The organism is Pseudomonas artemisiae (assembly GCF_057128685.1).
In genome coordinates this window covers 277,222-300,998 of sequence record NZ_JBSKHS010000005.1, presented here as the reverse complement: position 1 = coordinate 300,998, position 23,777 = coordinate 277,222, and the positions used below count along the sequence as shown (strand labels likewise).

Here is a 23,777-nt window from a genome sequence, read left to right as displayed (position 1 = left end):
GGCCCAAGCGGCGCTAAGGCAGCGAGCCGGCCGGGCGGCGTGCGATCAGGGCTTCATGCCGCAATCGGCTGCGGTGTAGCGTTGGGTGGCTACAGGTTTTTTGGTTTTGATTTCGGCAAAGTCATAGCGCATGGTCGCGCCACGCGCCATCAGTTTACGATAGCCTTCATTACGGCACACGCTGGCGCCCAGCTGAAGGTAAACCGTGTTGGGGTCGCTACGCATTTGCTCGGCGTAGTTGGGGCGCACCGCGAGATGGTTGATCAACTCATTGCCCTTGACCGTATAGCCCTCGTCGAGAATGTCCTCGTTAATGGCCCGAGGCGTGCCCACGCTGCTCTCTTTCGCTACCTGATTCAGGGTCTTGTTCAGCTCCAGTTCCTTCAGCGAAGCCGCCTGGGCGATGCCCATGGGCAAGGCCAGCAGCAGGGAAACAGCAAGGGTAAAGCGTGGCATGAAACCTCCTCGATCAAATGGCGCCCAGGGCGCGAGTCCGTTGGACCGAGCTCGCCCACGGGTGTTCCGGGCATGGCCGTGGAGTATATACCTCAGGTGCGCTGCCTGACCGTGATGGCCGGTGGTAGAATGGCGCTTTGTTACAAGCAGGCTGTCACATGTCCCATGCTGTTTTCCGCCTGCGTGCCGAGCGCCTGGCGCGTAGTACCCGGCCGTTTATTGCACGGGGATCAAAGTGCCCACGTTGCCCACGCTGTCGAGTAAAGCCCAGCCACTGCCTGTGCGCTCACCAGCCGCAGGTAACCAGCGAGGCGGCGGTGTGTCTGCTGATGCACGATGTAGAAGCCCTCAAACCCACCAACACCGGCTGGCTGATCGCCGATGTAGTGCCTGAAACCTATGCATTCGGTTGGCAGCGTACCCATGTCGATCCTGGGTTGCTTGCGCTGTTGGCCGATGAGCGCTTCCAACCGTGGGTGGTTTTCCCTGGGGAATTCGTAGAGCCCGCCAGCCGCGTAGTCAGCCAGGTAACGCTGCCAGCGGGCAGGCGGCCACTGTTCATTCTGCTGGACGCCACTTGGACCGAAGCGCGGAAGATGTTCCGCAAAAGCCCCTACCTGGACCGCTTCCCGGTATTGAGCCTGGCACCCGAGGAGATCTCTCGCTATCGCCTACGCCGTTCTCGCCGTGAAGATCACTTCTGTACCGCGCAAGTCGCCGCCATGTGCCTGGCTCTGGCGGGGGAGGCCGAGGCAGCCGATGCCGTGGATGCCTGGCTGGATACCTTCAGCGCCCACTACTTGGCCGCCAAGCGTGGATTGCCAGCCCCCGAGGTAGGCACGCCTTAAGCCACGGTGGCGGGTGCCTTGGTACGCCATAGCTGTGCAACCAACATACCGGCCAGCATCACACCGCATCCCAGGTAGCCTCGGGGCGTTAGCACCTCGCCCAGGAACAGGGTCGCCGCCAGCGCCGCAAATACCGCCTCAAGGGAGAAGATGACCGCGGCGTGGGAGGTAATCGCGTGGCGCTGGGCGATCACCTGCAAGGTATAACCCAAGGCAGCGGCCACCATGCCACCGTAGGCAACGGCAGGTAGGGCGGCCATGATCGCGCTGCCCACCAGTGGCTCGAACACTACGGCTAGCGCCAGGCTAGCCAGCCCGCAAACCACGAACTGGATAAACGCTAATCGGATCACGTCATAACGGCTGGCGAAATACCCCACCAGCAATACATGCCCTGCCCACACGAAGGCCCCCGCCAGTTGCAGCCAGTCCCCTGGGGCTACTTCGAAACGCTCATTGACGCTCAGCAGGTACATGCCCACCACCGCCAGACAGGCACCCACCCAGGTACCGGCACCGGTGGCATGGCCAAGCAACAGGCCAACCACAGGCACCACGATCACATACAGGCCCGTGATAAAGCCTGCATTGGTCACGGTAGTGAACTGTAAACCGAACTGCTGCAGGTTGATGCCCACCGCCAATGCCAGGCCCATGGCCGCGCCCGCCTTCCATTGGCCACAAGCAAAGCCTGCTGGTTGTGGTTGCCGCCGTTGCCGCCAGTACAGCAGGGGGATCAGGCAAACAGCGCCAAGGGAAAAGCGCAGGCCGGAATACAGAAATGGCCCTATATGGTTCATGCCGGTGGTCTGCGCGACAAAACCCGACCCCCAGATCAGTGCGGTAAGCAGCATCAGCAGGTCGGCGCGCAAGGCTTGGCGGTGCATGGTTCGCTCCTTGAACAAAAGGGCTCAGACTGTGCCCGAATGCGCTCAACTTGACCACCCTAGGCTACGCTCGGCATGCTTGGCGCCGGTTCAGCGGTGACGGTCATGCCGACGCTGGCGCCAAATCACCGAGCTTCGCTCGCATACAAAGGATTTTGCAGCTGATGCCCAGCCACCCTATCTTGATCGCGGATGATCACCCGCTCTTCCGCAGCGCGTTGCGCCAGGCATTGACGCTGGGGCTGGGCCCTTCGGTAGCCTTGGCCGAGGCCGAGAGCATCGCTGAGCTGGAATCCCAATTGGCCCACAAGCAGGATTGGGATCTGGTCTTGCTGGATCTGAACATGCCGGGGGCCTATGGGTTCTCCGGCCTGGTATTGCTGCGCGGGCAGTATCCCCACGTACCTGTGGTGATGGTGTCAGCCCAGGATGAGCCCGCCGTGATAGCCCGGGCACGAGAGTTTGGGGCCTCGGGTTTCATTCCTAAATCCAGTTCGCTGGAAATCATCCAAAGTGCCGTTCAGGCCGTATTGGATGGCGATGACTGGTGGCCACCGATTGCCTTGGAAGCCGCGCAGGTCAGCCCTCAGGCCCGAGCCGCGGGGGAAGGGCTGGCAAGCCTCACCCCGCAGCAGTTCAGGGTACTGACCATGGTATGTGAGGGCTTGCTGAACAAGCAGATCGCCTTCGAACTCAACGTGTCGGAGGCAACGGTCAAGGCTCATGTGACCGCTATTTTCCGCAAGCTCGGGGTGCGCACCCGTACCCAGGCCGCCTTGCTGTTGCAACAATTGGCTTCGATTCCGGGAGCCTAGAACGTTATCGGCTGGCTGCATCCGGCAAGCTGATCGGGTAATGTGCACCACCGCATACTCAGGGCCCGTTCCATGTCACCTTTCAAAGGCCACCGTGGCCTCAAGCGCATCGTCAATGCCACCGGTTATTCTCTCGATGGCCTGCGCGCCGCATTTATCGGCGAGGCCGCGTTCCGCCAGTTGGTGCTGCTCAACGCGGTGCTGATTCCCTTGAGTTTTATGCTGCAGGTCAGCCGGGTGGAGCGGGCCCTGTTGATCATGGCCTGCCTGGTGGCGCTGATCGTCGAGCTGCTCAACTCCGCCATCGAGGCCACGGTGGACCGCATTTCGCTGGAGCGCCACCCGCTGTCGAAAAATGCCAAGGACATGGGCAGCGCGGCGCAATTCGTGGCGCTGACGCTGATCGTTATGGTGTGGGCGGTGGTGCTGATCTAGGCCACTGGGCTTAGCACTATCTCATCACTACGCCGCACCCCTGCGGTAAAGGCGCGGCATAGCTCCAGAAATTCCCGCATGGCGCAGGTTTGGTATTTCTGCTTGTGCCAAATAAAGAAAAACTGCCGGGCCAGGTCCAGTTCCGGCGTAGCGATATACACCAAACTGCCGCGGCGGAAGGCGTCGCGCAACGCCAAACGCGACACGCAGCCAATGCCCAGGCCAGACTCCACCGCGCGCTTGATCGCTTCGGTATGTTCAAGCTCCAGCCTTACATTGAGGGTAGAGCGATGGTGCCGCATGGCCTGGTCGAAGGTGAGGCGGGTACCGGAGCCCTGCTCGCGCAATATCCAGGCTTCGCCGATCAGCTCATCAAGGCTGGCCTGCCCGCGGGCGGCCAGGGGGTGGGAAGGTGAGCAGAACACCGCCAGTTCGTCTTCCACCCAAGACTGAACGGCGATATCCCCATGATGACAGTCGCCCTCGATCAACCCCAGGTCCAGTTCATGTTGGGCCACCTGTTGCACGATATGCGCGGTGTTATGCACGTGCAGCTTTACCTGGCTCTCCGGATGGCGCTGCATAAAGCTGCCAATCAGCAAGGTGGCCAGGTAATTGCCGATGGTCAGGGTGGCGCCTACGGCCAATGAGCCAAAGCCTGACTTGCCATTGAGCAGGTCTTCGATTTCCTTGGCCTGATCCAATAACGCTACGGCCTTGGGCAACAGCTGATGACCCAGGGCATTAAGGCTTAGGCGCTTGCCCGCACGGTCGAAGAGCTGGCAACTCGATTGCCGCTCCAGCTCCGTGATCGAGGTACTGGCGGCAGATTGAGACAGCGCCAATTGCGCGGCCGCCTTTGACACGCTTTGTTGCTGAGCCACGGCGACAAACACTTGCAGTTGTCGTAAAGTAAATCGCATATCTATATAACCGATTAGGTATATCTTGATAATTCATTTAACAGATATTGTCGCTGCATTTAGACTATGGCGCAATCATGCCGCGGCGTCGGCACCTGCCAGGCAGGGTACCGAGTTTTCAGGAGCTTTTCGTTAATGAGCAATTTCAACCACGAGCGGGTGCTCAGTGTTCATCATTGGAACGATACCCTGTTCAGCTTCAAGTGCAGCCGAGACCCAGGCTTGCGCTTCGAAAATGGCCAATTCGTAATGATCGGCCTGCAACAGCCCAATGGCCGCCCGCTGATGCGTGCCTACTCCATCGCCAGCCCCAACTGGGAAGAGCATCTGGAGTTCTTCAGCATCAAGGTGCCAGACGGCCCGCTGACTTCGCAGTTGCAGCACCTGAAGGAAGGCGACGAGATCATCATCAGTAAAAAGCCCACCGGCACCTTGGTGCTCGATGACCTCAAGCCCGGTAAGCACTTGTACCTGCTAAGCACCGGCACGGGCCTGGCGCCGTTCATGAGCGTCATCCAAGACCCTGAAACCTACGAGCGTTTCGAGAAAGTCATCCTGTGCCACGGCGTGCGCTACGTGAACGAAGTGGCGTACCGCGAGTTCATCACCGAACACCTGCCGCAGAATGAATTCTTCGGCGAAGCGGTGCGCGATAAGCTGATCTACTACCCCACCGTGACCCGTGAGCCTTTCGAGAACGAAGGCCGCTTGACCGACCTGATGCGCAGCGGGAAGTTGTTCGCCGACATCGGCCTGCCACCGATCAACCCCCAGGACGACCGCGCCATGTTGTGCGGCAGCCCGAGCATGCTCGATGAAACCAGCGAAGTGCTTGACAGCTTCGGCCTGACTGTTTCGCCGCGCATGCGTGAGCCGGGTGATTACCTGATCGAGCGCGCGTTCGTCGAGAAGTAACCCGAGGTTGCGCCTCGCAAGCCGCCCCGCCTCATAGGCCGGGCGGCTTTTTCATACTAGGGGAATAACGTCTAGCACCTGGATGCGATCCCCTACCGGGTAGTGCCAGCGCACTTCTACGTCCCAGAGCTTGACCCCGTAGTGCCGCTCGGGGGCTGGCAGCTGGTAAGCAGGGCGTGGGTCTTGGGCCAGGCACTGTTCAATCAGCTGAACCAGTGGCTCACCCAAGCGCGCCTCGTGAGCCTGCGCCTGCTCCAGCGCCTGTTGGCTCCAGCCCACGGCGATGCACGTGGGGGGCGTATTGGCCAGCGCATTGACGGCGCCAGTTACCTGGTCGGCATAAGGTACATAGGGCTTGATGTCGATGACGGGTGTGCCGTCGAGCAGGTCGATGCCAGACAGCCATAGCTTGCCCGGCTCTACCCGGTCTAACCGCACCACGGACTGGCCAATGCCGTTGGGGCGGTGGGTAGAACGCGTAGCGAATACCCCTACACTGCGGTTACCCCCTAACCGGGGCGGGCGAACCTTCAGGCGCGGCTGCGCTTGCAGTGCTTGATGGAACATAAACAGCAGCCACACATGGCTTACCCCTTCAAGCCCCTGCACCGCCTCGGGGCGATCGTAGGGCGGGAGCAATTCCAGGCAGCCCCGAGCCGCGCTAGCCAAGGCGGGCTGTCGGGGAATCGCAAACTTCTCTTTGAAGCAGGAGCGAAGGTAGCCGACGGGTGACACGCTGTAGGTCATGCTAAGGGCGCAGCCGGGCGGTAAGGCCCTTGAGGAAGTTGCGCAACAGCTGGTCGCCGCAGGGGCGGTAGTTATCGTGGCCTGCCTTGCGGAAGAGCGCGCTTAACTCAGGTTTTGAGACTGGAAAGTCCGCGGTTTGCAGAATCTGCCGAATATCGTCTTCGCGCAACTCGAAGGCGACCCGCAGCTTTTTAAGGATGTCGTTGTTGGTCACCGGCAGTTGGAGGGGCAGGGGTGGGCGGGTGTCGTCCCGGCCTCGGCGCTCAATGACCAGCCCATCGAGGAAATGCCCCATCACGGCGTCTGGGCAGCGGGCGAAACCGGCTTCTTCCTCCTTCTTGAGGTAGGTGCGCAGGGCATCCAAGGGCACATCCAGGCCGCCGAGGCGGATGATGTCGACCAGTTTGCCGTCGCTCACATTGAGCAGGTAGCGCACGCTGCGCAGCACATCGTTATGGATCATCGTCAGTACAGGCCTTGAGGCGAAGGGGCTGAGTGTAACTGCCCGGGGCATGGCATTGGTGAGTAGGTGGCGCCGTTTGGGCGCGCACCGATTGCAGCGCAGCGGGCGTTAGAGCGCGGTGGCCCACAGGTCGTATTCGTCCGCCTCGGTTACCCGACACATCACTTTGTCGCCAGGGCGCAAGGGGCGGTCGGCTTCCACATACACGTTGCCGTCGATTTCCGGCGCGTCATAGAAGCAGCGGCCGATAGCGCCCTGTTCGTCCACTTCATCGATCAACACTTCGATTTCACGCCCTACCCGAGCCTGCAGGCGTGCGGCGCTGATCGCTTGCTGGTGCGCCATAAAGCGGTCCCAACGGTCTTGCTTGATCTCGTCAGGTACCGAATCGGCCAGGGCATTGGCCGGCGCGCCTTCCACAGGCGAGTACTGGAAGCAACCCACGCGGTCCAGCTGGGCTTCGCTGAGCCAGTCCAGCAGGTATTGGAAGTCCTCCTCGGTTTCGCCGGGGAAGCCCACGATAAAGGTAGAGCGAATGACCAGTTCCGGGCACAGCTCGCGCCAGTTCTTGATGCGGGCCAGGGTTTTGTCTTCGAAGGCCGGGCGCCTCATGGCCTTGAGTACCTTGGGGCTGGCGTGCTGGAAGGGGATGTCCAGGTAAGGAAGGATCTTCCCGGCGGCCATCAGGGGGATCAGTTCGTCCACGTGAGGGTAGGGGTAAACGTAATGCAGGCGTACCCACACCCCCAGGGTGCTCAAGGCCGAGCACAACTCGGTCATGCGGGTTTTCACCGGCTGGCCGTTCCAGAAGCCGGTGCGGTATTTGACGTCCACGCCATAGGCACTGGTGTCCTGGGAGATCACTAGCAGCTCTTTGACGCCGGCCTTGACCAGCCGCTGGGCTTCGTCCAGTACGTCACCCACGGGGCGGCTGACCAGCTTGCCGCGCATGGAGGGGATGATACAAAAGCTGCAGCTGTGGTTGCAGCCTTCGGATATTTTCAGGTACGCGTAATGGCGCGGAGTGAGCTTGATGCCCTGTGGCGGTACCAGGTCGATCAACGGGTTGTGGTCCTGGCGCGGCGGCACCACTTCGTGCACGGCATTGACCACTTGCTCGTACTGCTGCGGCCCGGTCACCGCCAGCACGCTGGGGTGTACGTCGCGGATGGCGCTTTCTTCCACGCCCATGCAGCCGGTGACGATCACACGACCGTTTTCAGCGATGGCTTCGCCAATTACTTCGAGCGATTCGGCCTTGGCACTGTCAATAAAGCCGCAGGTGTTGACCACTACAACGTCGGCATCCTGGTAGGTAGGAACGACTTCGTAGCCCTCCATGCGCAGTTGAGTGAGAATCCGTTCCGAATCCACCAAAGCCTTGGGGCAGCCAAGGGAAACGAAGCCGACCTTTGGGACGGCGGGCACGGTAACAGTAGACATGACTAACCTCGGTATGGGGCGAAGCCGTGGGTCGCCCAGCGCCGCATAAGTAAGCGGCTGATCAAAAAGTGCGCAATTCTAGCGATGCACGCGCGCCATTGCCAGCGTTAAACCAGGGAAATACGACCAGCGCTGCGCTATGCTTCGCCCCCGCGCGGCGGGTGCCACGCTAGGCTCAAGATAAAAGAACACACACCACCGGTTTCGTACGGGCATAAAGGGTAGCAGGAGAGGTACATGGTTCAGGCAAGCAATGAGGCAGAGGGCGGTCACGCCGCCGCGAAGCCGCTGAGCATGCTGGTGGCGGCGGTCGGCGTGGTCTACGGCGATATCGGCACCAGCCCTTTATATACCCTTAAAGAGGTATTCAACGGCGGCTACGGGGTCACCGTCAGCCACGATGGAGTACTGGGTGTGCTGTCCCTGATCTTCTGGGCGCTGATCTGGGTGGTCTCGATCAAATACGTGCTGTTCGTACTGCGGGCCGACAATCAGGGCGAAGGCGGCACCATGGCGCTGCTGTCGCTGGCCCGGCGCGCTGTAGCAGGCCATCCCCGGCTTAGCTCAGTGCTGGTTGCCTTTGGCCTGGTAGGCGCCGCCCTGTTTTATGGCGACAGCATGATTACCCCAGCGGTATCGGTACTGTCGGCGGTCGAAGGTCTGGAGCTGGCGTTCGACGGAGTAGAGCGGTGGGTGATTCCCATCGCCCTGGTCATCTTGATCGGCTTGTTCATCCTGCAAAAGCACGGCACCGCCAGCATCGGCAAACTGTTCGGTCCTATCATGGTGTGCTGGTTCCTGGTATTGGCCGCCCTGGGCATCTTGGGCATTTCCGCCCACCCGGAAGTGCTTCACGCCATCAACCCCATCTGGATGGCGCGGTTCTTTGCCAGTCATCCTGGCATTAGCGTGGCCGTGTTGGGCGCGGTGGTGCTGGCCCTGACCGGCGCCGAAGCCTTGTATGCGGACATGGGCCATTTTGGCCGCAAGCCCATTGCCCGCGCATGGTTCGCACTGATCCTGCCCGCATTGGTGCTTAACTATTTTGGCCAGGGCGGCCTGCTGCTGGACAACCCGGAAGCCGCACGCAACCCGTTTTTCCTGCTGGCACCTGGCTGGGCACTGATTCCGATGGTAGTGCTGTCGACCCTGGCCACGGTCATCGCCTCCCAGGCGGTGATTTCCGGGGCGTTCTCGCTCACCCATCAGGCTATTCAGCTGGGGTATATCCCTCGCATGCACATCCAGCATACCTCCAGCAGCGAACAGGGGCAGATCTACATTAGCGCTGTGAACTGGGCGCTGATGGTTGGCGTGATCTTGCTGGTATTGGGCTTTGAATCGTCTAGCGCCTTGGCGTCGGCCTATGGCGTGGCGGTCACCGGTACCATGTTGTGCACCACGGTACTGGTGTCGGTGGTGATCGTTCGGCTGTGGAAGTGGCCTCTGGCGCTGGCCATTCCTTTGCTGGGGAGCTTCCTGATCGTAGATTTGCTGTTCTTTGCCGCCAACGTGCCGAAAATCGTACAGGGTGGTGCCTTCCCGGTATTGGCCGGCGCGGTGTTGTTCATTCTGATGACCACCTGGAAGCGCGGTAAGCAGTTGCTGGTAGACCGTTTGGACGAAAGCAGCCTGCCTTTGCCGATTTTCATTGGCAGCATCCGTGTGCAGCCGCCATTCCGTGCCCAGGGTACGGCGGTGTTCCTTACCGCGCGGCAAGATGCGGTACCCCACGCGCTATTGCATAACATGCTGCACAACCAGGTACTGCACGAGCAGATCGTACTGCTGACGGTGTTGAGCGAGGACACGCCCCGCGTGCCGACACAGCGGCGAGTAGAAGTGGAAGCCTATGGTGAGGGCTTCTATCGAGTGATCCTGCACTACGGCTTTATGGATGAACCGGACGTGCCTGGCGCACTGGCGCTGTGCCAGTTGGACGACCTGGATTTCACGCCCATGCGCACCACCTACTTCTTAAGCCGAGAAACCGTGATCCCTTCGCGGTTGCCAGGAATGGCCCGCTGGCGAGAAGGGCTGTTTGCCTTCATGCTCAAGAACGCCAACGGCAACCTGCGCTTCTTCAGGCTGCCGCTTAACCGGGTAATTGAGCTGGGGACCCAGGTAGAGATGTAACTGGCAGGCGAGCGCAAAAGAAAAGGCCCGGGGAATACCCGGGCCTTGTTTGTTCTGCCAATCAGTGTTTGCGCTGATCGATCGCTTTGATCAACCGTTGCGCCAGGGCAGGATAGTTTTCGTCGAAGTGGTGCCCCCCGGGCAGTTGCAACTTCTCCCCCTGGTTAGTTGCCTCGGTGCAACCGCTTTCATTGGCTTCTTCGGCGCCGTACACGCAGAACACCTTGGCCGCGGGCACTTTGGCCAGCTCAGGGCCCGTAGGTGCTTCTTTGCCCTCCTGGCCCAACCAACCCTCTACGGCGATTTCAAAGCTACCGCTACGGGCAAAGGCCAACAGTATCATGCTGTCGACTCGTGCCTGGTCTTCGGGGGGCAGGCGGTTATAGATGGCAGGCAACACGTCGGCACCGAAGGAGTAGCCAGCCAGCGCGAAGCGCTTGGCGCCCCATTTCTGCCGGTAATATTGCATCAACTCTACCAGGTCTTCGGCGCTTTCTTCTGGGGGCTTGTGCTGCCAGTAATAGCGCAAGGTATCGATGCCCACCACCGGGTAACCGGACTTGGCCATCTCTTCAGCCGCGACTTTGTCCAAATCGCGCCAGCCGCCGTCGCCCGACAGGAACAGCGTCACGGTGTCGTTATGCCCAGCGGCGGGGACTTCCACCACCGGCATCTTCAGGCCCTTGTGATCCTGACCCAGCACAGCCTGAGTCAGTTGCGCCTTTAGCAGTTGTGGCAGCTTTACGTCATAGTCGCTGATACTGTTCTGGGCATTGGCCTGGCCACGTACGAAGGTTGCGCTTACATCATCGGGCCAGTCGTTCCAGGCCACGGACCAACTACCATGCTCGGCTTTCTTAGGCACCTCAGCCTTGCAGTTGGGCTGCTCTACGGCGAAGTCCACGGACACTGCCCGCGCTTTGTCATTGCTCTGGCCAGCCAGCCATTGCCAGGCCAGGAAAGCCCCAGGGCCAATGCCACCGACTATATCTGGGGCACTACCCAATTGCTTGAGGGCTGCATCAAACGCACCTTGCTGGGCAACGCAATCCTCTTTAGGTAACACAACCTGAAGAATACGCGCGGCGCCCGTGCGGCTCAGGTCTGCAAGTTGACGGTCACTCAGCGGTTGGTCCACCGGTACCGCCACGGCCATGGTCACTTTGGCGCGTTGCCCAGGGGTGACCAAGGTCGCGGCACTACCATCGCTCAACTTTACAGGCTCGGTGGTGGCCGGAGGGATGGGCCGAGTCGCCCACCAAAAGCCCGCCGCACCCAGTGCTACTACGATCAACAACACGATCAGCGCCGCGCGCCAGTAACGTCGAATCATCAGCGTTTCACCAATCCAGTCAGGCCGCCTGCAATCAAGGCAGCGGTATCGGCCAGCGCCACAAGCGGGTCCAGGCCCGCGGGCACAGCCATGTAGCGGGGCTCCCAGTCCGGTTGGAACTTGTCCTTGAACCGGCGAAGCCCTTGGAAGTTGTAAAGCTGCTCGCCCCGGCGAAACACCATCGAGCCCAGGCGTTGGGTCAGTGGCGCGCCACGGCGGGGCTGAAGCCCAGAGAGCGGCACCATCCCCAGGCTGAAGCGACCGTAACCCAGTTGTTTGTAGTGCTGAATCAGCCCTACCATCATGAATTCCATGGTGAGTTTCGGCGCTTCTGGGTGCGAGCGCATCAAATCCAGGCTGGCCAACTCATGGCTGTTGGTCTCCAGCAGGTTGGCGAACGCCACTGGGCGCCCCTGGAAGTGAATGATCACGATACGGAAATGCTTGAGGTAGTCCGGGCTGAAGCGGCCCAGGGAGAAGCCTTTCTCTCGTACATTCTTACCGGATAGCCAAGCATCGGAGATAACTTTCAGTTCATCCAGCGGCGCCTGGCCAGGCTCGTAGATCTCCATGCTCAGCCCGTCCCGCGTACCACGGTTCCAGGTGTAGCGCAGGTCTTTCATTTCCTTGCCCTTGGCTTCCAGGTCGAAAGTGCGCAGGTTGACTCGCGCTTCTTCGCCCAGCTTGATGGCGGTCAAGCCAATGTCCATATAGAACGGCAGGTTCTCGGCACGCACCTGATAGAACACGGGGCGGGCATGATGGAAGTCGCACAGGTCACGGAACTGCCAGATCATCTCGGCCCGGGGTTGCGTAGGCCCTACAGGATCATAAAGGGCTACCAGGCTGCGGCCACGACGGGCGTACATCAAGAACGCCTTGTCGTCAGGGTGGAACAGCAACGCCTTGTCGCCTGTAAGCGCCAGGCCCCCGTCGGGCTGATGCGACGCCATCAAAATGCGGTGAGCGCGTTGGAGTTCATCTGGCGTGGGCAAGTGGATCACTGGCCGTGCGGTGCGCAACAGCCAGGTCAGGGCCACTATGATCAACAACACCGCGCTACCTAGGGCAGAGCGCAGGCCCCTGGGGGCATCCGCGTCCAAGGTGAACTGCCACCACAGCCGGTTGCTGTAGGGAACGTCCTGGTAGGCGAAGAACAGCAGCCAGATCGATGCCCCGACCACGCAAGCCGCGGCCATCAGGTAAAAGGGCGAGAAGGGCAGCTCCATCAGCCGGCTGGGCCGGTAGAACGAGCGCCGGAAGACCGCCAACAGGCTAGCGGTGAGCGCAAGGATACTGGCTTCTTCCCAGTCGAACCCCTTGAGCAGGGAAAGCAGGGCGCCCACCAGCAACAGCACCATGGTCAGCATCCAGGCCGCCGAGAGCCGACGCCGCAAGCCTTGGGCCAGCAACAGGCACAGCACGCCGATCAAGCTGGCGGCGAAGTGGGACGCATCGATCAGGCGATGGGGCAGCAAGAAACCCATGTGCCGAAGGCGGGTATCGATTTCCGGCGTAGCGCCGGAGAACAGCAATACCATGCCCGACAAAAACACCAGCACTGCTAAGATAGGCGCGGCCAGGCCAGAGGCCACCCGGATGGCTTGGCGAGCAAACAACAGCCGGCGAGCCTCGGTGGCCAATAGCAGCAGGCATGCCAGCAGAAACGGCAACATCACATAGATCAGCCGGTACAGCAGTAAGGCTGCCGCCAGTGGCGCGGCGCCCAGGGTGTTGGCAAAGGCCGCCAGCAGGATGGCCTCGAATACCCCTACGCCACCTGGCACGTGGCTGAGTACACCCGCGGCCAGCGCCAGCAGGTACACCAACAGGAACGCGCCGAAGGGTGGTGCCTCAGGCAACAGGCTGTACAGCACTGCCGCGGCCACGGCCACGTCCAGCGCGGTGATTACCAGTTGTAGCCCACAAAGCCGAAGCGAAGGTAAGCGCAGGGTGCTACGCCCCGTGCGCACAATCAGGTTATGAGGGTAGGGCTGCGCCGGAGCGCGGCGTTTGTATACGCCAAGAACCAAGCCTGCTGCCAGTAGCAGCACGCCCAGGGCCACCACAGCCAGTACCGTGGAGGAAATTCCTAGCGCCGTGGACGCGGCGGAAAGGTCGCTCAGGCATGCTAACGCGGCCAAGGGAGGCAGCGCACAGCCCAGCGAAAGGCTAGCGAACAGGGTCATTCGCGCGACTTCCGCAGGGCCCACGCCCGCTCTGGAGTACAGTCGGTAGCGCACTGACCCGCCGGACAGCAGCGATAGGCCTACGGCGTTACCGATGGCGAAGGCAGTAAAGCCTCCCATCAGTAGGCTACGCGAGGGCAGGGTTGCTCCGGCATAACGGGCGGCGGACCATTCGTAGCCCAGCAGCACCATGAATCCCAAGGCGGTAAAGCCCAACGCCGCCCAAAGCGCGCCGGTGGGCGTGGCTGCAACGGAGTCGTGAAGGGCGTAGATGTCCATATCGGTCAGCATGCGCCGGCAGGCGATCAGGGCTATCGCGAACATCACCAGCGTCAGGCCAATCCCTAAGGGTTGGCGGTATTTGCTGAGCAGTTCCAGCCAGCGCAAGCGGGCGGGGGGCAGGGGGGGTGGAGGAGCTACGGTGTCGTTTACTTCAGACATTTCTGGGCGCATCAAGGACCTCGCCTATTGAGCGCGACAGGATGGAGGTATCTGGCCAACTTACCAATCCCTACAAAAATGAAATTTTTGCGAAAGCCCAGGTGCCTGCCCGCTATGGGGCAACTGCTTGGCCTACCCTGGCCGACCGGCTTTACCGAGCGACCTCAGTTTAAGAGGGTGGCACATGCTCGACCGTGAAGCCAAAAAAAAGGCCACTTTTTCAAGTGGCCTTTCTCTATTTGGTTGCGGGAGCCGGATTTGAACCGACGACCTTCGGGTTATGAGCCCGACGAGCTACCAGACTGCTCCATCCCGCGTCTGTGGTTGCGCATTATAGGGAGCTTTGGCGCGCTGTCAACATGAATCTCCCTCAGCTATCTGCTTTTGGTCTACCAGTACTAAAGCCTGGGTGTGCTGAGCTGCGGACTTAACGCGAAGCCAAAAAAAGGCCACTTTTTCAAGTGGCCTTTCTCTGTTTGGTTGCGGGAGCCGGATTTGAACCGACGACCTTCGGGTTATGAGCCCGACGAGCTACCAGACTGCTCCATCCCGCGTCTGTGGGGTGGATTCTACGCCAAACGTGGCGGCTGTCAATGGGCTCCGATGAAAAATTGCTTTTCAGTCAACCGTTTAGCTTTTAGAACACAGCGCCGTGGCCTCTGGCCAGGGTATATTTTAAAAAAAGACTGTATATTTATTCACCTGTCACCATAGGTTTCAATCGGTCATGGCGCAGCGGAAGATCCTTCATATTGACTGCGACTGCTTTTATGCAGCCATCGAGATGCGCGACGACCCCAGGCTTGCGGGAAAGCCTCTGGCGGTAGGGGGCTCTGCTGACCGGCGAGGCGTGATCGCTACCTGCAACTATGAAGCGCGCGCCTATGGTGTACGTTCGGCGATGTCGTCCCGGCATGCGCTGAAGCTCTGCCCAGATCTGACTATCGTCAGGCCTCGCTTTGATGCCTATAAGCAGGCGTCCAAGGAAATCCATACGGTTTTCCAGCAGTACACCGAGCTGATCGAGCCGCTGTCATTGGACGAAGCCTACCTGGATGTGACCGATTCCCCACATTTCCATGGCAGTGCGACCCGCATTGCCCAGGCCATTCGCAATGACGTTGCCAAGCGGCTGCACATTACGGTGTCGGCGGGGGTAGCGCCAAACAAGTTTCTCGCCAAGATTGCCAGCGACTGGCGTAAACCTAATGGCCTCTTCGTTATAACCCCTGACCAGGTCGAGGATTTCGTCGCGCATTTGCCCGTGGCCAAGCTGCATGGGGTAGGGAAGGTGACTGCGGAAAAGCTAGTGCGCCTGGGGATCGAACACTGTTCGGACCTGTTGCAGTGGTCGCGCTTGAATCTGATTCGGGAGTTTGGCGGTTTTGGCGAGCGATTGTATCAACTGGCCAGAGGCATAGATGACAGGCCTGTACACGTGGATAGCCGTCGGCAGTCGGTCAGCGTTGAGAACACTTACGACCAGGATCTGCCCGACTTGGATGCCTGCCTGGCCAAGCTGCCTGAGCTGATGGATACTCTCGCCGGGCGGTTGGAGCGGCTGGACGATAGCTACCGCCTGGGTAAGCCCTTCGTGAAGGTGAAATTCCACGATTTCACCCAAACCACCTTAGAGCAAGCCAATGCCGCGCGGGACCTGGGCAGCTACCGTGGTTTGCTGGGCCAGGCCTATGCCCGTGGCAACAAGCCGGTACGCCTGCTAGGCATCGGCGTGCGGCTGCACGACGTGCGCGGCGCCCTTACCCAACTGGAGTTGTTCGGCGAGGCCTAACCTGCCTGGGGGCTGATGTTTCTCTAGGAACCAGCAAAGCTGGCGAAAATCCACCGCAAAGCCATGCTCTTGAGCGGTTTCTCCCGCTTTGCTGGCTCTTACAGACCGGCAATCCGCTGTGTTCAGGGCGTGACCTTGCGCCCTGTATCCTTGGCAAGAGCCTTGATAAAGTCGCGCTGTAGTTCCGGGTCGTTGCGTGTCAGCTCCACCAGGCTTTGCTGCAACTCATTGGCTTCATCCTCTAAGCCCAATTGGGCAAGGCGCTTGACCCTATAGACCCATTGCCCCACCTCGTCGTCCTCCAGGTCTTCATAAATCAGCTTGTGGGCTTCGGCGACCTTGGTGCGCAGTGCCAGGGGCACCTGCAATGAGGCGTCAGCGCGAGAGGTGCCGTCTTCATCTTTGACCGCCAGCACTAATCGGCTTACCCGCTGCATGTCTTGATCGGCAAAGGGCGCGTCCAGCAAATTAAGCCGCAGGTATCCCTTGCGGTCGGTGGTCAGCGCATACACCTCTGCCCCTGCGGTGACCTCTACGGGTTTCTCGAACCAAGGGTCGGTGATCACTTCCCGGCGCTGGTCTTTCTGTACTTCATCCAGGCCTGCCAGGTTCTGCTCTGCGCGCCCGTTGGATTGGGCGTTCATAAAGGGGTTTATCCCGGCAAAGCCATAGTTGAGCCAGCCGTGGGTCACGTTTTCTGGGAGGTGCCCCAGTGCTACGAGGTTCACGGCATTGGCTGCAACCCCTGCGACCACCGCTACCGCACCCAACGGCACTTCATACAACTCGCGCCAAGGTTGGTAAGGTGTATAGCGGTCGTAGCGGCGGCTCACTTCAAAGTCGGTGACCTCGAACGTCGCCTGCTCGGTGACACGCACCCTACGCTGAGGCTGCTCCATCACCGGGTCGCCCGCGTCGATCGACAGGTGGTGTTCGATAGGTTTGCGCACGGTGCGCGCCTCATGCTCGGTGCGCTGAGACATCTGGTTGGCGCAGCCCGCAAGCAGGCAGGCGCCGCACAAGGCGGCACCTCCAAGCATCGAGAAACTTCGTGTAGACATGAACGCTTACTCGCTAATCAGCGGCCCAGGCGTGCCCGAAGGAAAGGCAGTACCTCGGCGACGTCCAGGCTTTGTGCGTCGCGCTCGGTACGCTGTTTGTACTCCAGCTTGCCTTCAGCCAGGGAGCGGTCGCTGATCACGATGCGGTGCGGGATGCCAATCAGCTCCATGTCCGCGAACTTGTTGCCAGGGCTGGTTTTCTTGTCGCGGTCGTCCAGCAGCACGTCGAAACCAGCGGCGGTCAATTGGTGATACAGCGTGTCAGTGGCTTCACGCACCTGTTCGGTCTCATAGCGCAGCGGTACCAACGCCACTTGGAAAGGCGCCAGGGTGTTACTCCAGATGATGCCGTTCTCGTCGTGGTTCTGTTCAATGGCCGCCGCCACCACACGGGAAACGCCAATGCCGTAGCAGCCCATGGTCAAGGGCACGGGTTTGCCATTCTCGCCCAGTACCTGGGCTTTCATGGCTTCGCTGTACTTGGTGCCGAGCTGGAAGATATGCCCCACCTCGATACCGCGCTTGATTTCCAAGGTGCCTTTGCCGTCTGGGCTAGGGTCGCCTTCTACTACATTGCGGAGATCGGCGATCTCGGGCAGCGGCAAGTCACGTTCCCAGTTCACACCGAAGTAATGCTTGTCGTCGATGTTCGCGCCAACGGCGAAATCGCTCATCAACGCGACCGAGCGGTCGATCACGCAGGGCAGGGCCAGGTTCAGCGGGCCTAGGGAGCCGGCACCAGCGCCAATGGCGTCACGCAATTCAGCTTCGCTGGCCATGACCAGTGGGCTAGCCACCAGCGGGTGATTAGCGGCCTTGATCTCATTGAGCTCGTGGTCGCCGCGCACGACCAAGGCCATCAGTTTGCCTTCTTCGGTGGCATGCACCACCAGGGTTTTCACGGTTTTTTCGATAGGCAGGCCGAAACCTTCCACCAAGGCCGCGATGGTCTTGGTATCAGGGGTGTCGACCAGGCGAAGTTCCTCAGTGGGAGCGCCCCGGGCGGTTTCCCGTGGCAAGGCTTCGGCTTTTTCAATGTTGGCGGCGTAATCCGAGGCGTTGCTAAAGACGATATCGTCTTCGCCGCTGGAGGCCAGCACGTGGAACTCATGGGAGCCCGCGCCGCCGATGGAGCCGTTATCGGCTTCCACAGGGCGGAAGTTCAAGCCCAGGCGGGAGAAGATGTTGCAGTACGCCTGGTGCATGCGATCGTAGGTGTGTTGCAGGGACGCTTGATCGGCATGGAAGGAGTAGGCGTCCTTCATGATGAACTCGCGGCCACGCATCAAGCCGAAGCGTGGGCGGATTTCATCGCGGAATTTGGTTTGGATCTGGTACAGGTTCAGCGGCAACTGTTTGTAGCTGTTGAGCTCGTTACGCGCGATGTCGGTGATGACCTCTTCGTGCGTGGGGCCCGCGCAGAACTCACGGTTGTGGCGGTCTTTAAGGCGCAGCAGCTCGGGCCCGTACTGCTCCCAGCGGCCGGATTCCTGCCACAGCTCGGCGGGTTGAATGCCAGGCATCAGCACTTCCAAGGCGCCGGCGGCGTCCATCTCTTCGCGCACGATGGCCTCGACCTTGCGCATCACGCGCAAGCCCATCGGCAGCCAGGTGTACAGGCCGGAAGCGAGCTTGCGAATCATCCCCGCGCGCAGCATCAGCTGATGGCTGATGACCACCGCGTCGGACGGGGTTTCTTTAAGTGTGGCGAGCAAGAATTGACTGGTGCGCATGGTAGGCCGTGTCGGTTGCTGAATTCGTGTGTAGCTGGGCATTGTACGGAGCAAGCGCCGCCAATGAAAAGCCCGGCGCGGGGCCGGGCTTGTACAGCGGTGCGAGCCGCTTGGCGATTACAGGATCGAGATGGGGTAATCGACGATCAGGCGGAACTCGGCGCGATCGCCTTCCCCCTCATCGGCATTGGCGGTGTGCCAAGCCTGACGAATACGGAAGGACATGTCTTTGACAGGACCAGTCTGCACCACGTATTTGGCCTCGACGTTGGTTTCGTGATGTTTGCCGTCCTCCCCGTAGAGCGGGCCGGTAATGTTGTTATTTTTATCCCGGCTGACATATGCACCCGACATGTCTGTGCCGGTGCCATCGATGTCATAGCCATAAGCGTAACGGGCCATAAAGCTCAGGCCTGGCACGCCGTAGGATGCCATATTCAGGTTGTACTGCAGCTTCCAGGACTTCTCGCCAGGTGCGTTGAAGTCGGAGTACTGGATGGAGTTGGCAAGGAAGATGGAATCCCCGCCTTTGTTGTTGTCACCCACGCCGATATAGTCGAAGGGCGTATCGCCATTCACTTTCTGGAAGGACAAGGTCAGGGTCTGGCCAGGCAAGAAGGCGTAGGCTGCCGACAGCGAGTAGGTGTTGTTGTCGATGTCGCCAGCCTTGCTGCTGCCTTCATCGGTAGTGCGGTAGTAGTTCACGTCGAAAGTCAGCGATTGGTCGTTGTTCAACGGCAGTACGTAATTCACGTTGCCGTAGTACTGGTCCCAGATGTCTTCGAGTTTGGAGCCATACACGCCAACGCTCAGTTGGTCGTTGATGGCATAGCGGCCGCCCAGGTAATCGGCGCTTTTGGCGCTGACGCCAGCGTAGTTGGCCCACAGTTCGCCATCACGGCCGTCACTGTTCTGGCTGGTGGCAGAGTAGAAGTGGCCAGCTTCGAGATCCAGCCCGTTCACTTCACTGCTCATCAACGTAATGCCGCTGGCGGTTTGCGGAAGCAAGCGGCTGCCGCCCACAGCAAACACTGGGCTGGTGCTAGGTTGTTGATCACCAATTTTCAGCATGGTTTTGGAAACGCGAAATTTCACAGCCGCGCCAGCTTTGCCGAAGTTGCTGTGGTTATCCCCGTCCGAACCTACAGTCAGGTTGCCAGACCCGGCATACTTATCCAGGCCCCACAAGCGCAAGCCACCGTAGGCGAAGGCGTCGACGCCCACCCCAATGGTTCCCGTAGTGAAGCCAGAGCTGTATACCCCATGAACGCCCTGAGTCCAATCACGCTGGTCGTTGCCGCCGTTACGGTTGTCACGGTGGAAGTAGTAGTTACGAAGCAACACATTCAAGGTGCTGTCTTCCACAAAACCTTTAGCCTCTGCCTGGTCGCTGACGAAGGCTTCAGCCATGGCCAGCTGCGACGCCGCCGCCGCGGTGACTGCCAGTGCGATTGCGCTCCACTTCATCACTTTCATAGTGACTTGCTCCTTTGGTTTAAGAGTATGGCCAACCGCTTGGTTTTTAGTGGGTCGGCTCTTTCTTTTCTTGAGGCGCGACTTGTGTCACGCCCACGGTAGTCTGGAATACTAAGGCCGGGCAGCGGCTACGCCATGTGCCCAAGGCCATTCACTGGCAATGGGGTAGCAACAATTGTGCACAAACGCCCCTTCGCCTCACAAAATTTTCACTTTCTGCAAAAAAACGCAAAAACCCCTCAGCGTACAAGGGCTTAGCCCAAGGTACGCCGTACTTGACAGCCGCACCGCTTTAAGATGGTGCCCTTTATAACCTCAACACAGTGTTACCTTTATCACGTTACCCTTTGATGCTGAAGGGATAAAGCGTACGGATGGTAGCCCATGTGTTCTGTTATGGTGCAAAAAGTAGCACAGCGGTGGTGAGAGGCTAGCGGAACTTTTTAGCTTGGCAAGGTTTGCACGGCTTACATTTGTAAACCGCGCCCCTAGGCCAGGCAATTGGTTCTGGCACAGGCATTAAAGCCACAAATTGGTGCGTATGAACTATTGCCCGAGCCAATCCAGGGCGGCGGCCCAATCCTAAAATGGACGGGTAGGGGTTATGCTAGCCGGGCGCAGAACGCTAGCGCCCGTATTTCGCCATAGGAGCCTGTCTTTGTTCGAACTCGATTCCCGCTTGCAAGCCGATACCTGGGTGCTGGGCGATTTCCCCCTCTGCCAACTACTGCTTAGCCGCGATGCCAACTATCCCTGGCTGATTCTGGTCCCGCGCCGCGTAGGGGTTACTGAAGTTTTTGAGCTGAACGTAGCCGATCAGGCGCAGCTTGCGGTGGAAACCGCCCAGCTTGGAAAAGCTCTAAAGCAGCTAACACTCGCTGATAAAATCAATATCGCAGCCCTGGGCAACGTTGTGGCGCAATTGCATGTGCATGTCATCGCCCGCTACACCAGCGATGCAGCCTGGCCTGGGCCTGTCTGGGGCAAGGTGCCCGCCGTGGCCTATGACGAATCCCGCCTGAGCGAACTCAAGGCGCAGCTCAAGGGCGAATTGCCCGGCGATTTTCAGTGGGTGGCGAAGTGATGGAGCTTGAGAATCGAGTCACTGAGCTGGAAACCCGCTTGGCGTTCCAGGATGACACCATTCAGGCTCTGAATGAGGTAGTGGTAGAGCAACAGCGGCAACTGGAGCGCATAGGGTTGCAGCTGGGCCAGTTGATCGAGCGTTATCGTGAGTTGGCGGGGCAGTATGGGGAGGCGGGAGAAGAGGCCCCACCCCCCCATTACTAGGCTCTACACCTTAACGGCCTGGAGCCGCGGCTACCACATCTTCGGCCTGTAGGCCTTTGTCGCGGTTCATCACTGAGAACTCCACCCGTTGGCCTTCTACCAGCACACGGTGGCCTTCGCCACGGATGGCGCGGAAGTGAACGAAGATATCGTCACCCGAATCGCGCGAGATGAACCCGAACCCTTTGGACGTGTTAAACCACTTCACGGTCCCGGTGTCCCGGTTGGCGGAGTTAAAGTTCACAGGGGCCGGGGTAGGGTGATGACGTGGTTGGCTGGCTACCAGCTGCAAGATCGCCGCGGCGAACATCGACAGCAGCCCTAGCCACACGGCAGGCTCGCCCGCCACCAGCGGCAGTGGCGCATACAGCACGAGCGCTTGCAATACGGCCGCCAGCACCAATAGTGCACTGACGAAGCCTTGCAGGGTTTGCCGAGGGTTGTGCTTCCATTGCGGAATCAGAGGTGCGAACAACAGGTTGCCCAGGCCGATAAAGGCCAGGTGAAAGGCATCGGTTTGCGAGAGGTAGGGCAAGGCGTCCGGCAAAACGCCGGGCAGGGCGGCCAACAGCAAGGCGCCCACGCCTGTCAGGAGATGAACGGTTTTCAACATAGGTTTGACTCACATTTTGTCAAAGGATCATGAAGCGCTGATCCCTTACAGAACCCGTACGGTAGTGAACGAAAGACGGCTGGAAGGGATTGGCCTATGCGCCTACGCGCCAAGCCTGCGTGACAACCGCATGGAACGAGAGAAAAAGCGGTGACTCGAAGGAAGTTGGCGCGCGTCGGTGGCACGCCGGCTATTTAACAGGAAATAGCCCCGTGGACTCAATTCCAACCGCCCAAGGCAGGCTTCTAACCTCGTCTTTAGCGACGCCCGGCGCCTGGCGGCAGGTGTCAGCATCAAGGCTGGCCCAACGCTGTGGCGCCCCGAGGTTTATTGATACAGTAGCCGACGCACCTTTTGAAACGTTTCACCACATAAGGGGAACCCCATGGCAATTGATATCGGCATCAGCGAAGAAGATCGCAAATCCATCGTGGATGGCTTGTCGCGGTTGCTCTCCGACACCTACGTGCTGTACCTCAAAACCCATAACTTCCACTGGAACGTCAGTGGCCCGATGTTCCGCACCCTGCACTTGATGTTCGAAGAGCAGTACAACGAGCTGGCCTTGGCCGTGGATTCCATCGCCGAACGTATTCGCGCGCTGGGCTTCCCCGCGCCGGGTACCTATGCCACCTATGAACGCTTGTCGTCCATCAAGGTGGAAGACGGCGTGCCGGCGGCCGACGAGATGATCCGCCAGTTGGTGGACGGCCAGGAAGCCGTGGTTCGCACCGCGCGCAGCCTGTTCCCGTTGCTGGATAAAGTCAGCGACGAGCCCACCGCGGACTTGTTGACCCAGCGCATGCAAACCCACGAAAAAACCGCCTGGATGCTTCGCGCTCTGCTTGAAGACAAGTAACTCTGGCACCGCCCCGGTGGCTACCGCCGTCGGGGCGTTTTTACCTCGCGCGTGTCAGCGCAATTTCCTACCTTCCTGATCGTTCCGCTCCCTCCCTCATCCCTTGTCCCCAGGTTTCTATTAAAGCCGTGGGGCGCGCTTTCGTGCGTCCGAATCAGGCCAAGGAAGGTGACACATGTTGATGAACTGCTCCCAGCCGCCGCGTTGCTCCGGCGCCGCCAAACTGTTGCTAGACCCTTTTGAAAAGGATTTCGACATGGCCCTGGCGCGGCCCATGGCGCGTTCTGTGCGGTTAAACGGCTTCGCGACCTGCCTGCGCCTGGAGCGGGTGTACTGGAACATTCTGCAAACGTTGGCCGAGCGCAATCACTGCACCGTCAATCAGTTGCTATCGTATCTGGACCGTGAGGTACACCTGCGTCATGGGGGCGTGAAGAACTTCAGTGGGTTGGTCAGGGTAGTCTGCGTCGCCTATCTGCTCGAACAAGCTTCCTCGCCCAAGCAGAACCAAGACGCTATGGACGCCCCGGAGCGATGCTCGGAGCGATAAACGTGGCACCAGGGAGCTTGCAGCCTAGCGCGGGTAACCAGATATAATTCCGCGCTTAAGTTAACCAGCGCCTTCGCGCCACGTTCGTAGCCGAGCACCTGTAATATGCCCTTGTACAATTACCAATGCGACAGCTGTGGTCACCAGTTGGAAACCATCCAGAAATTCAGTGACGCGCCTTTGACCGAATGCCCCGCCTGCGCGGCGCCCCAGCTGCGCAAGGCTGTGTCACAGGCAGGTTTCCGGTTGAGTGGCAATGGCTGGTATGAAACCGACTTCAAGACCGGCGCCAAGAAAAACCTTGCTGGCGCCGACAAGGCCGACTGAGTTGAACCCCCTCGCTGGGTGCTGCACACTGCCGGTGATGCGGGC

Annotated in this window: 23 protein-coding genes, 2 tRNA genes and 1 pseudogene; 11 read left to right on the top strand and 15 right to left on the bottom strand. The window is 59.9% G+C overall.

Going from position 1 to position 23,777, the window contains the following annotated elements; genetic code table 11:
- Positions 1 to 45 precede the first annotated feature (45 nt).
- Positions 46 to 456: a quorum-sensing-regulated virulence factor family protein gene (locus ACWKV4_RS08935; protein ID WP_483831710.1), complete on the bottom strand. Its 411-nt coding sequence runs from the start codon at positions 454 to 456 to the stop codon at positions 46 to 48.
- A 158-nt stretch (positions 457 to 614) separates the two neighbouring features.
- Here ACWKV4_RS08935 and ACWKV4_RS08930 point away from each other — a divergent pair, with 158 nt between their 5' ends.
- On the top strand, positions 615 to 1,304 hold the full coding sequence (locus ACWKV4_RS08930) for a tRNA-uridine aminocarboxypropyltransferase (RefSeq protein WP_483831709.1): 690 nt from the start codon (positions 615 to 617) through the stop codon (positions 1,302 to 1,304).
- On the opposite strand, the gene ACWKV4_RS08925 is transcribed toward ACWKV4_RS08930, so the two are convergent.
- Positions 1,301 to 2,191 carry a DMT family transporter gene (locus ACWKV4_RS08925; RefSeq protein ID WP_483831708.1) on the bottom strand — a complete coding sequence of 297 codons (891 nt, stop codon included), beginning with the start codon at positions 2,189 to 2,191 and terminating at the stop codon, positions 1,301 to 1,303. The genes ACWKV4_RS08930 and ACWKV4_RS08925 overlap by 4 nt on opposite strands.
- 164 nt (positions 2,192 to 2,355) lie before the next feature.
- Here ACWKV4_RS08925 and erdR point away from each other — a divergent pair, with 164 nt between their 5' ends.
- On the top strand, positions 2,356 to 3,006 hold the full coding sequence (erdR, locus tag ACWKV4_RS08920) for a response regulator transcription factor ErdR (protein WP_483831707.1): 651 nt from the start codon (positions 2,356 to 2,358) through the stop codon (positions 3,004 to 3,006).
- 72 nt (positions 3,007 to 3,078) lie between these two features.
- Positions 3,079 to 3,441, top strand: coding sequence for a diacylglycerol kinase (locus ACWKV4_RS08915; RefSeq protein WP_483831706.1), 363 nt, complete (start codon positions 3,079 to 3,081; stop codon positions 3,439 to 3,441).
- Here the strand turns inward: ACWKV4_RS08915 and ACWKV4_RS08910 are convergent.
- Entirely contained in the window at positions 3,438 to 4,364 is a 927-nt protein-coding gene (locus tag ACWKV4_RS08910; RefSeq protein ID WP_483831705.1) for a LysR family transcriptional regulator, read from the bottom strand. The two genes, ACWKV4_RS08915 and ACWKV4_RS08910, sit on opposite strands and share 4 nt — an antisense overlap.
- A gap of 135 nt (positions 4,365 to 4,499) precedes the next feature.
- Here ACWKV4_RS08910 and fpr point away from each other — a divergent pair, with 135 nt between their 5' ends.
- Complete coding sequence (gene fpr, locus ACWKV4_RS08905; RefSeq protein ID WP_483831704.1) at positions 4,500 to 5,279, top strand: ferredoxin-NADP reductase; 780 nt, start codon at positions 4,500 to 4,502, stop codon at positions 5,277 to 5,279.
- A 51-nt stretch (positions 5,280 to 5,330) separates the two neighbouring features.
- Here the strand turns inward: fpr and tsaA are convergent, their stop codons facing one another.
- The 3 genes from tsaA to rimO form a co-directional block, all read right to left on the bottom strand.
- Positions 5,331 to 6,026, bottom strand: coding sequence for a tRNA (N6-threonylcarbamoyladenosine(37)-N6)-methyltransferase TrmO (gene tsaA, locus ACWKV4_RS08900; protein ID WP_483831703.1), 696 nt, complete (start codon positions 6,024 to 6,026; stop codon positions 5,331 to 5,333).
- A 1-nt stretch (position 6,027) separates the two neighbouring features.
- Positions 6,028 to 6,489, bottom strand: a complete 462-nt coding sequence (locus tag ACWKV4_RS08895) for a YehS family protein (protein WP_483831702.1) — start codon at positions 6,487 to 6,489, stop codon at positions 6,028 to 6,030.
- Between the two features lie 108 nt (positions 6,490 to 6,597).
- Entirely contained in the window at positions 6,598 to 7,932 is a 1,335-nt protein-coding gene (gene rimO / locus ACWKV4_RS08890) for a 30S ribosomal protein S12 methylthiotransferase RimO (protein WP_483831701.1), read from the bottom strand.
- A gap of 294 nt (positions 7,933 to 8,226) precedes the next feature.
- Here rimO and ACWKV4_RS08885 point away from each other — a divergent pair, with 294 nt between their 5' ends.
- Positions 8,227 to 10,068: a potassium transporter Kup gene (locus tag ACWKV4_RS08885; protein WP_483831735.1), complete on the top strand. Its 1,842-nt coding sequence runs from the start codon at positions 8,227 to 8,229 to the stop codon at positions 10,066 to 10,068.
- Positions 10,069 to 10,129: 61 nt separating this feature from the next.
- Here ACWKV4_RS08885 and ACWKV4_RS08880 read toward each other — a convergent pair whose 3' ends face one another.
- The 4 genes from ACWKV4_RS08880 to ACWKV4_RS08865 form a co-directional block, all read right to left on the bottom strand.
- The gene (locus tag ACWKV4_RS08880) at positions 10,130 to 11,401 is read right to left on the bottom strand and encodes a virulence factor family protein (protein WP_483831700.1); all 1,272 of its coding nucleotides are present in this window, start codon (positions 11,399 to 11,401) and stop codon (positions 10,130 to 10,132) included.
- The gene (gene mprF / locus ACWKV4_RS08875; protein ID WP_483831734.1) at positions 11,401 to 14,043 is read right to left on the bottom strand and encodes a bifunctional lysylphosphatidylglycerol flippase/synthetase MprF; all 2,643 of its coding nucleotides are present in this window, start codon (positions 14,041 to 14,043) and stop codon (positions 11,401 to 11,403) included. The genes ACWKV4_RS08880 and mprF overlap by 1 nt, the downstream gene beginning before the upstream one ends.
- 228 nt (positions 14,044 to 14,271) lie before the next feature.
- Positions 14,272 to 14,348 (bottom strand) — tRNA-Met (locus ACWKV4_RS08870).
- Positions 14,349 to 14,508: 160 nt separating this feature from the next.
- Positions 14,509 to 14,585: transfer RNA gene (locus ACWKV4_RS08865), tRNA-Met, on the bottom strand.
- Between the two features lie 173 nt (positions 14,586 to 14,758).
- Between ACWKV4_RS08865 and dinB the strand changes: the two genes are divergently transcribed.
- Positions 14,759 to 15,823 carry a DNA polymerase IV gene (gene dinB, locus ACWKV4_RS08860; protein ID WP_483831699.1) on the top strand — a complete coding sequence of 355 codons (1,065 nt, stop codon included), beginning with the start codon at positions 14,759 to 14,761 and terminating at the stop codon, positions 15,821 to 15,823.
- A 122-nt stretch (positions 15,824 to 15,945) separates the two neighbouring features.
- Here the strand turns inward: dinB and ACWKV4_RS08855 are convergent, their stop codons facing one another.
- From ACWKV4_RS08855 to ACWKV4_RS08845, 3 genes are all read right to left on the bottom strand, one after another.
- Positions 15,946 to 16,884: a hypothetical protein gene (locus ACWKV4_RS08855; protein ID WP_483831698.1), complete on the bottom strand. Its 939-nt coding sequence runs from the start codon at positions 16,882 to 16,884 to the stop codon at positions 15,946 to 15,948.
- Positions 16,885 to 16,901: 17 nt separating this feature from the next.
- Complete coding sequence (locus tag ACWKV4_RS08850) at positions 16,902 to 18,617, bottom strand: proline--tRNA ligase (RefSeq protein ID WP_483831697.1); 1,716 nt, start codon at positions 18,615 to 18,617, stop codon at positions 16,902 to 16,904.
- Between the two features lie 117 nt (positions 18,618 to 18,734).
- A complete protein-coding gene (locus ACWKV4_RS08845) occupies positions 18,735 to 20,093 on the bottom strand; it encodes an OprD family porin (RefSeq protein ID WP_483831696.1) in 1,359 nt (452 codons plus the stop codon).
- 658 nt (positions 20,094 to 20,751) lie between these two features.
- On the opposite strand from ACWKV4_RS08845, the gene ACWKV4_RS08840 reads away from it, so the two are divergent.
- Positions 20,752 to 21,177 (top strand): HIT domain-containing protein, encoded by a 426-nt coding sequence (locus ACWKV4_RS08840; protein WP_483831695.1) that lies wholly within the window; start codon positions 20,752 to 20,754, stop codon positions 21,175 to 21,177.
- Positions 21,177 to 21,383 carry a SlyX family protein gene (locus tag ACWKV4_RS08835; RefSeq protein WP_483831694.1) on the top strand — a complete coding sequence of 69 codons (207 nt, stop codon included), beginning with the start codon at positions 21,177 to 21,179 and terminating at the stop codon, positions 21,381 to 21,383. The genes ACWKV4_RS08840 and ACWKV4_RS08835 overlap by 1 nt, the downstream gene beginning before the upstream one ends.
- A gap of 10 nt (positions 21,384 to 21,393) precedes the next feature.
- Here the strand turns inward: ACWKV4_RS08835 and ACWKV4_RS08830 are convergent, their stop codons facing one another.
- The gene (locus ACWKV4_RS08830) at positions 21,394 to 21,627 is read right to left on the bottom strand and encodes a cold-shock protein (protein WP_483831733.1); all 234 of its coding nucleotides are present in this window, start codon (positions 21,625 to 21,627) and stop codon (positions 21,394 to 21,396) included.
- 96 nt (positions 21,628 to 21,723) lie between these two features.
- Positions 21,724 to 21,996, bottom strand: a pseudogene (locus ACWKV4_RS08825) (cold shock domain-containing protein membrane protein); the annotation flags it as partial.
- A 385-nt stretch (positions 21,997 to 22,381) separates the two neighbouring features.
- Between ACWKV4_RS08825 and ACWKV4_RS08820 the strand changes: the two are divergent.
- The 3 genes from ACWKV4_RS08820 (at position 22,382) to ACWKV4_RS08810 (ending at position 23,732) form a co-directional block, all read left to right on the top strand.
- Positions 22,382 to 22,855 (top strand): Dps family protein, encoded by a 474-nt coding sequence (locus ACWKV4_RS08820; protein ID WP_483831693.1) that lies wholly within the window; start codon positions 22,382 to 22,384, stop codon positions 22,853 to 22,855.
- A 175-nt stretch (positions 22,856 to 23,030) separates the two neighbouring features.
- Positions 23,031 to 23,405: a ribbon-helix-helix domain-containing protein gene (locus ACWKV4_RS08815; protein ID WP_483831692.1), complete on the top strand. Its 375-nt coding sequence runs from the start codon at positions 23,031 to 23,033 to the stop codon at positions 23,403 to 23,405.
- 105 nt (positions 23,406 to 23,510) lie between these two features.
- The gene (locus ACWKV4_RS08810; protein ID WP_483831691.1) at positions 23,511 to 23,732 is read left to right on the top strand and encodes an FmdB family zinc ribbon protein; all 222 of its coding nucleotides are present in this window, start codon (positions 23,511 to 23,513) and stop codon (positions 23,730 to 23,732) included.
- Positions 23,733 to 23,777: the final 45 nt, after the last annotated feature.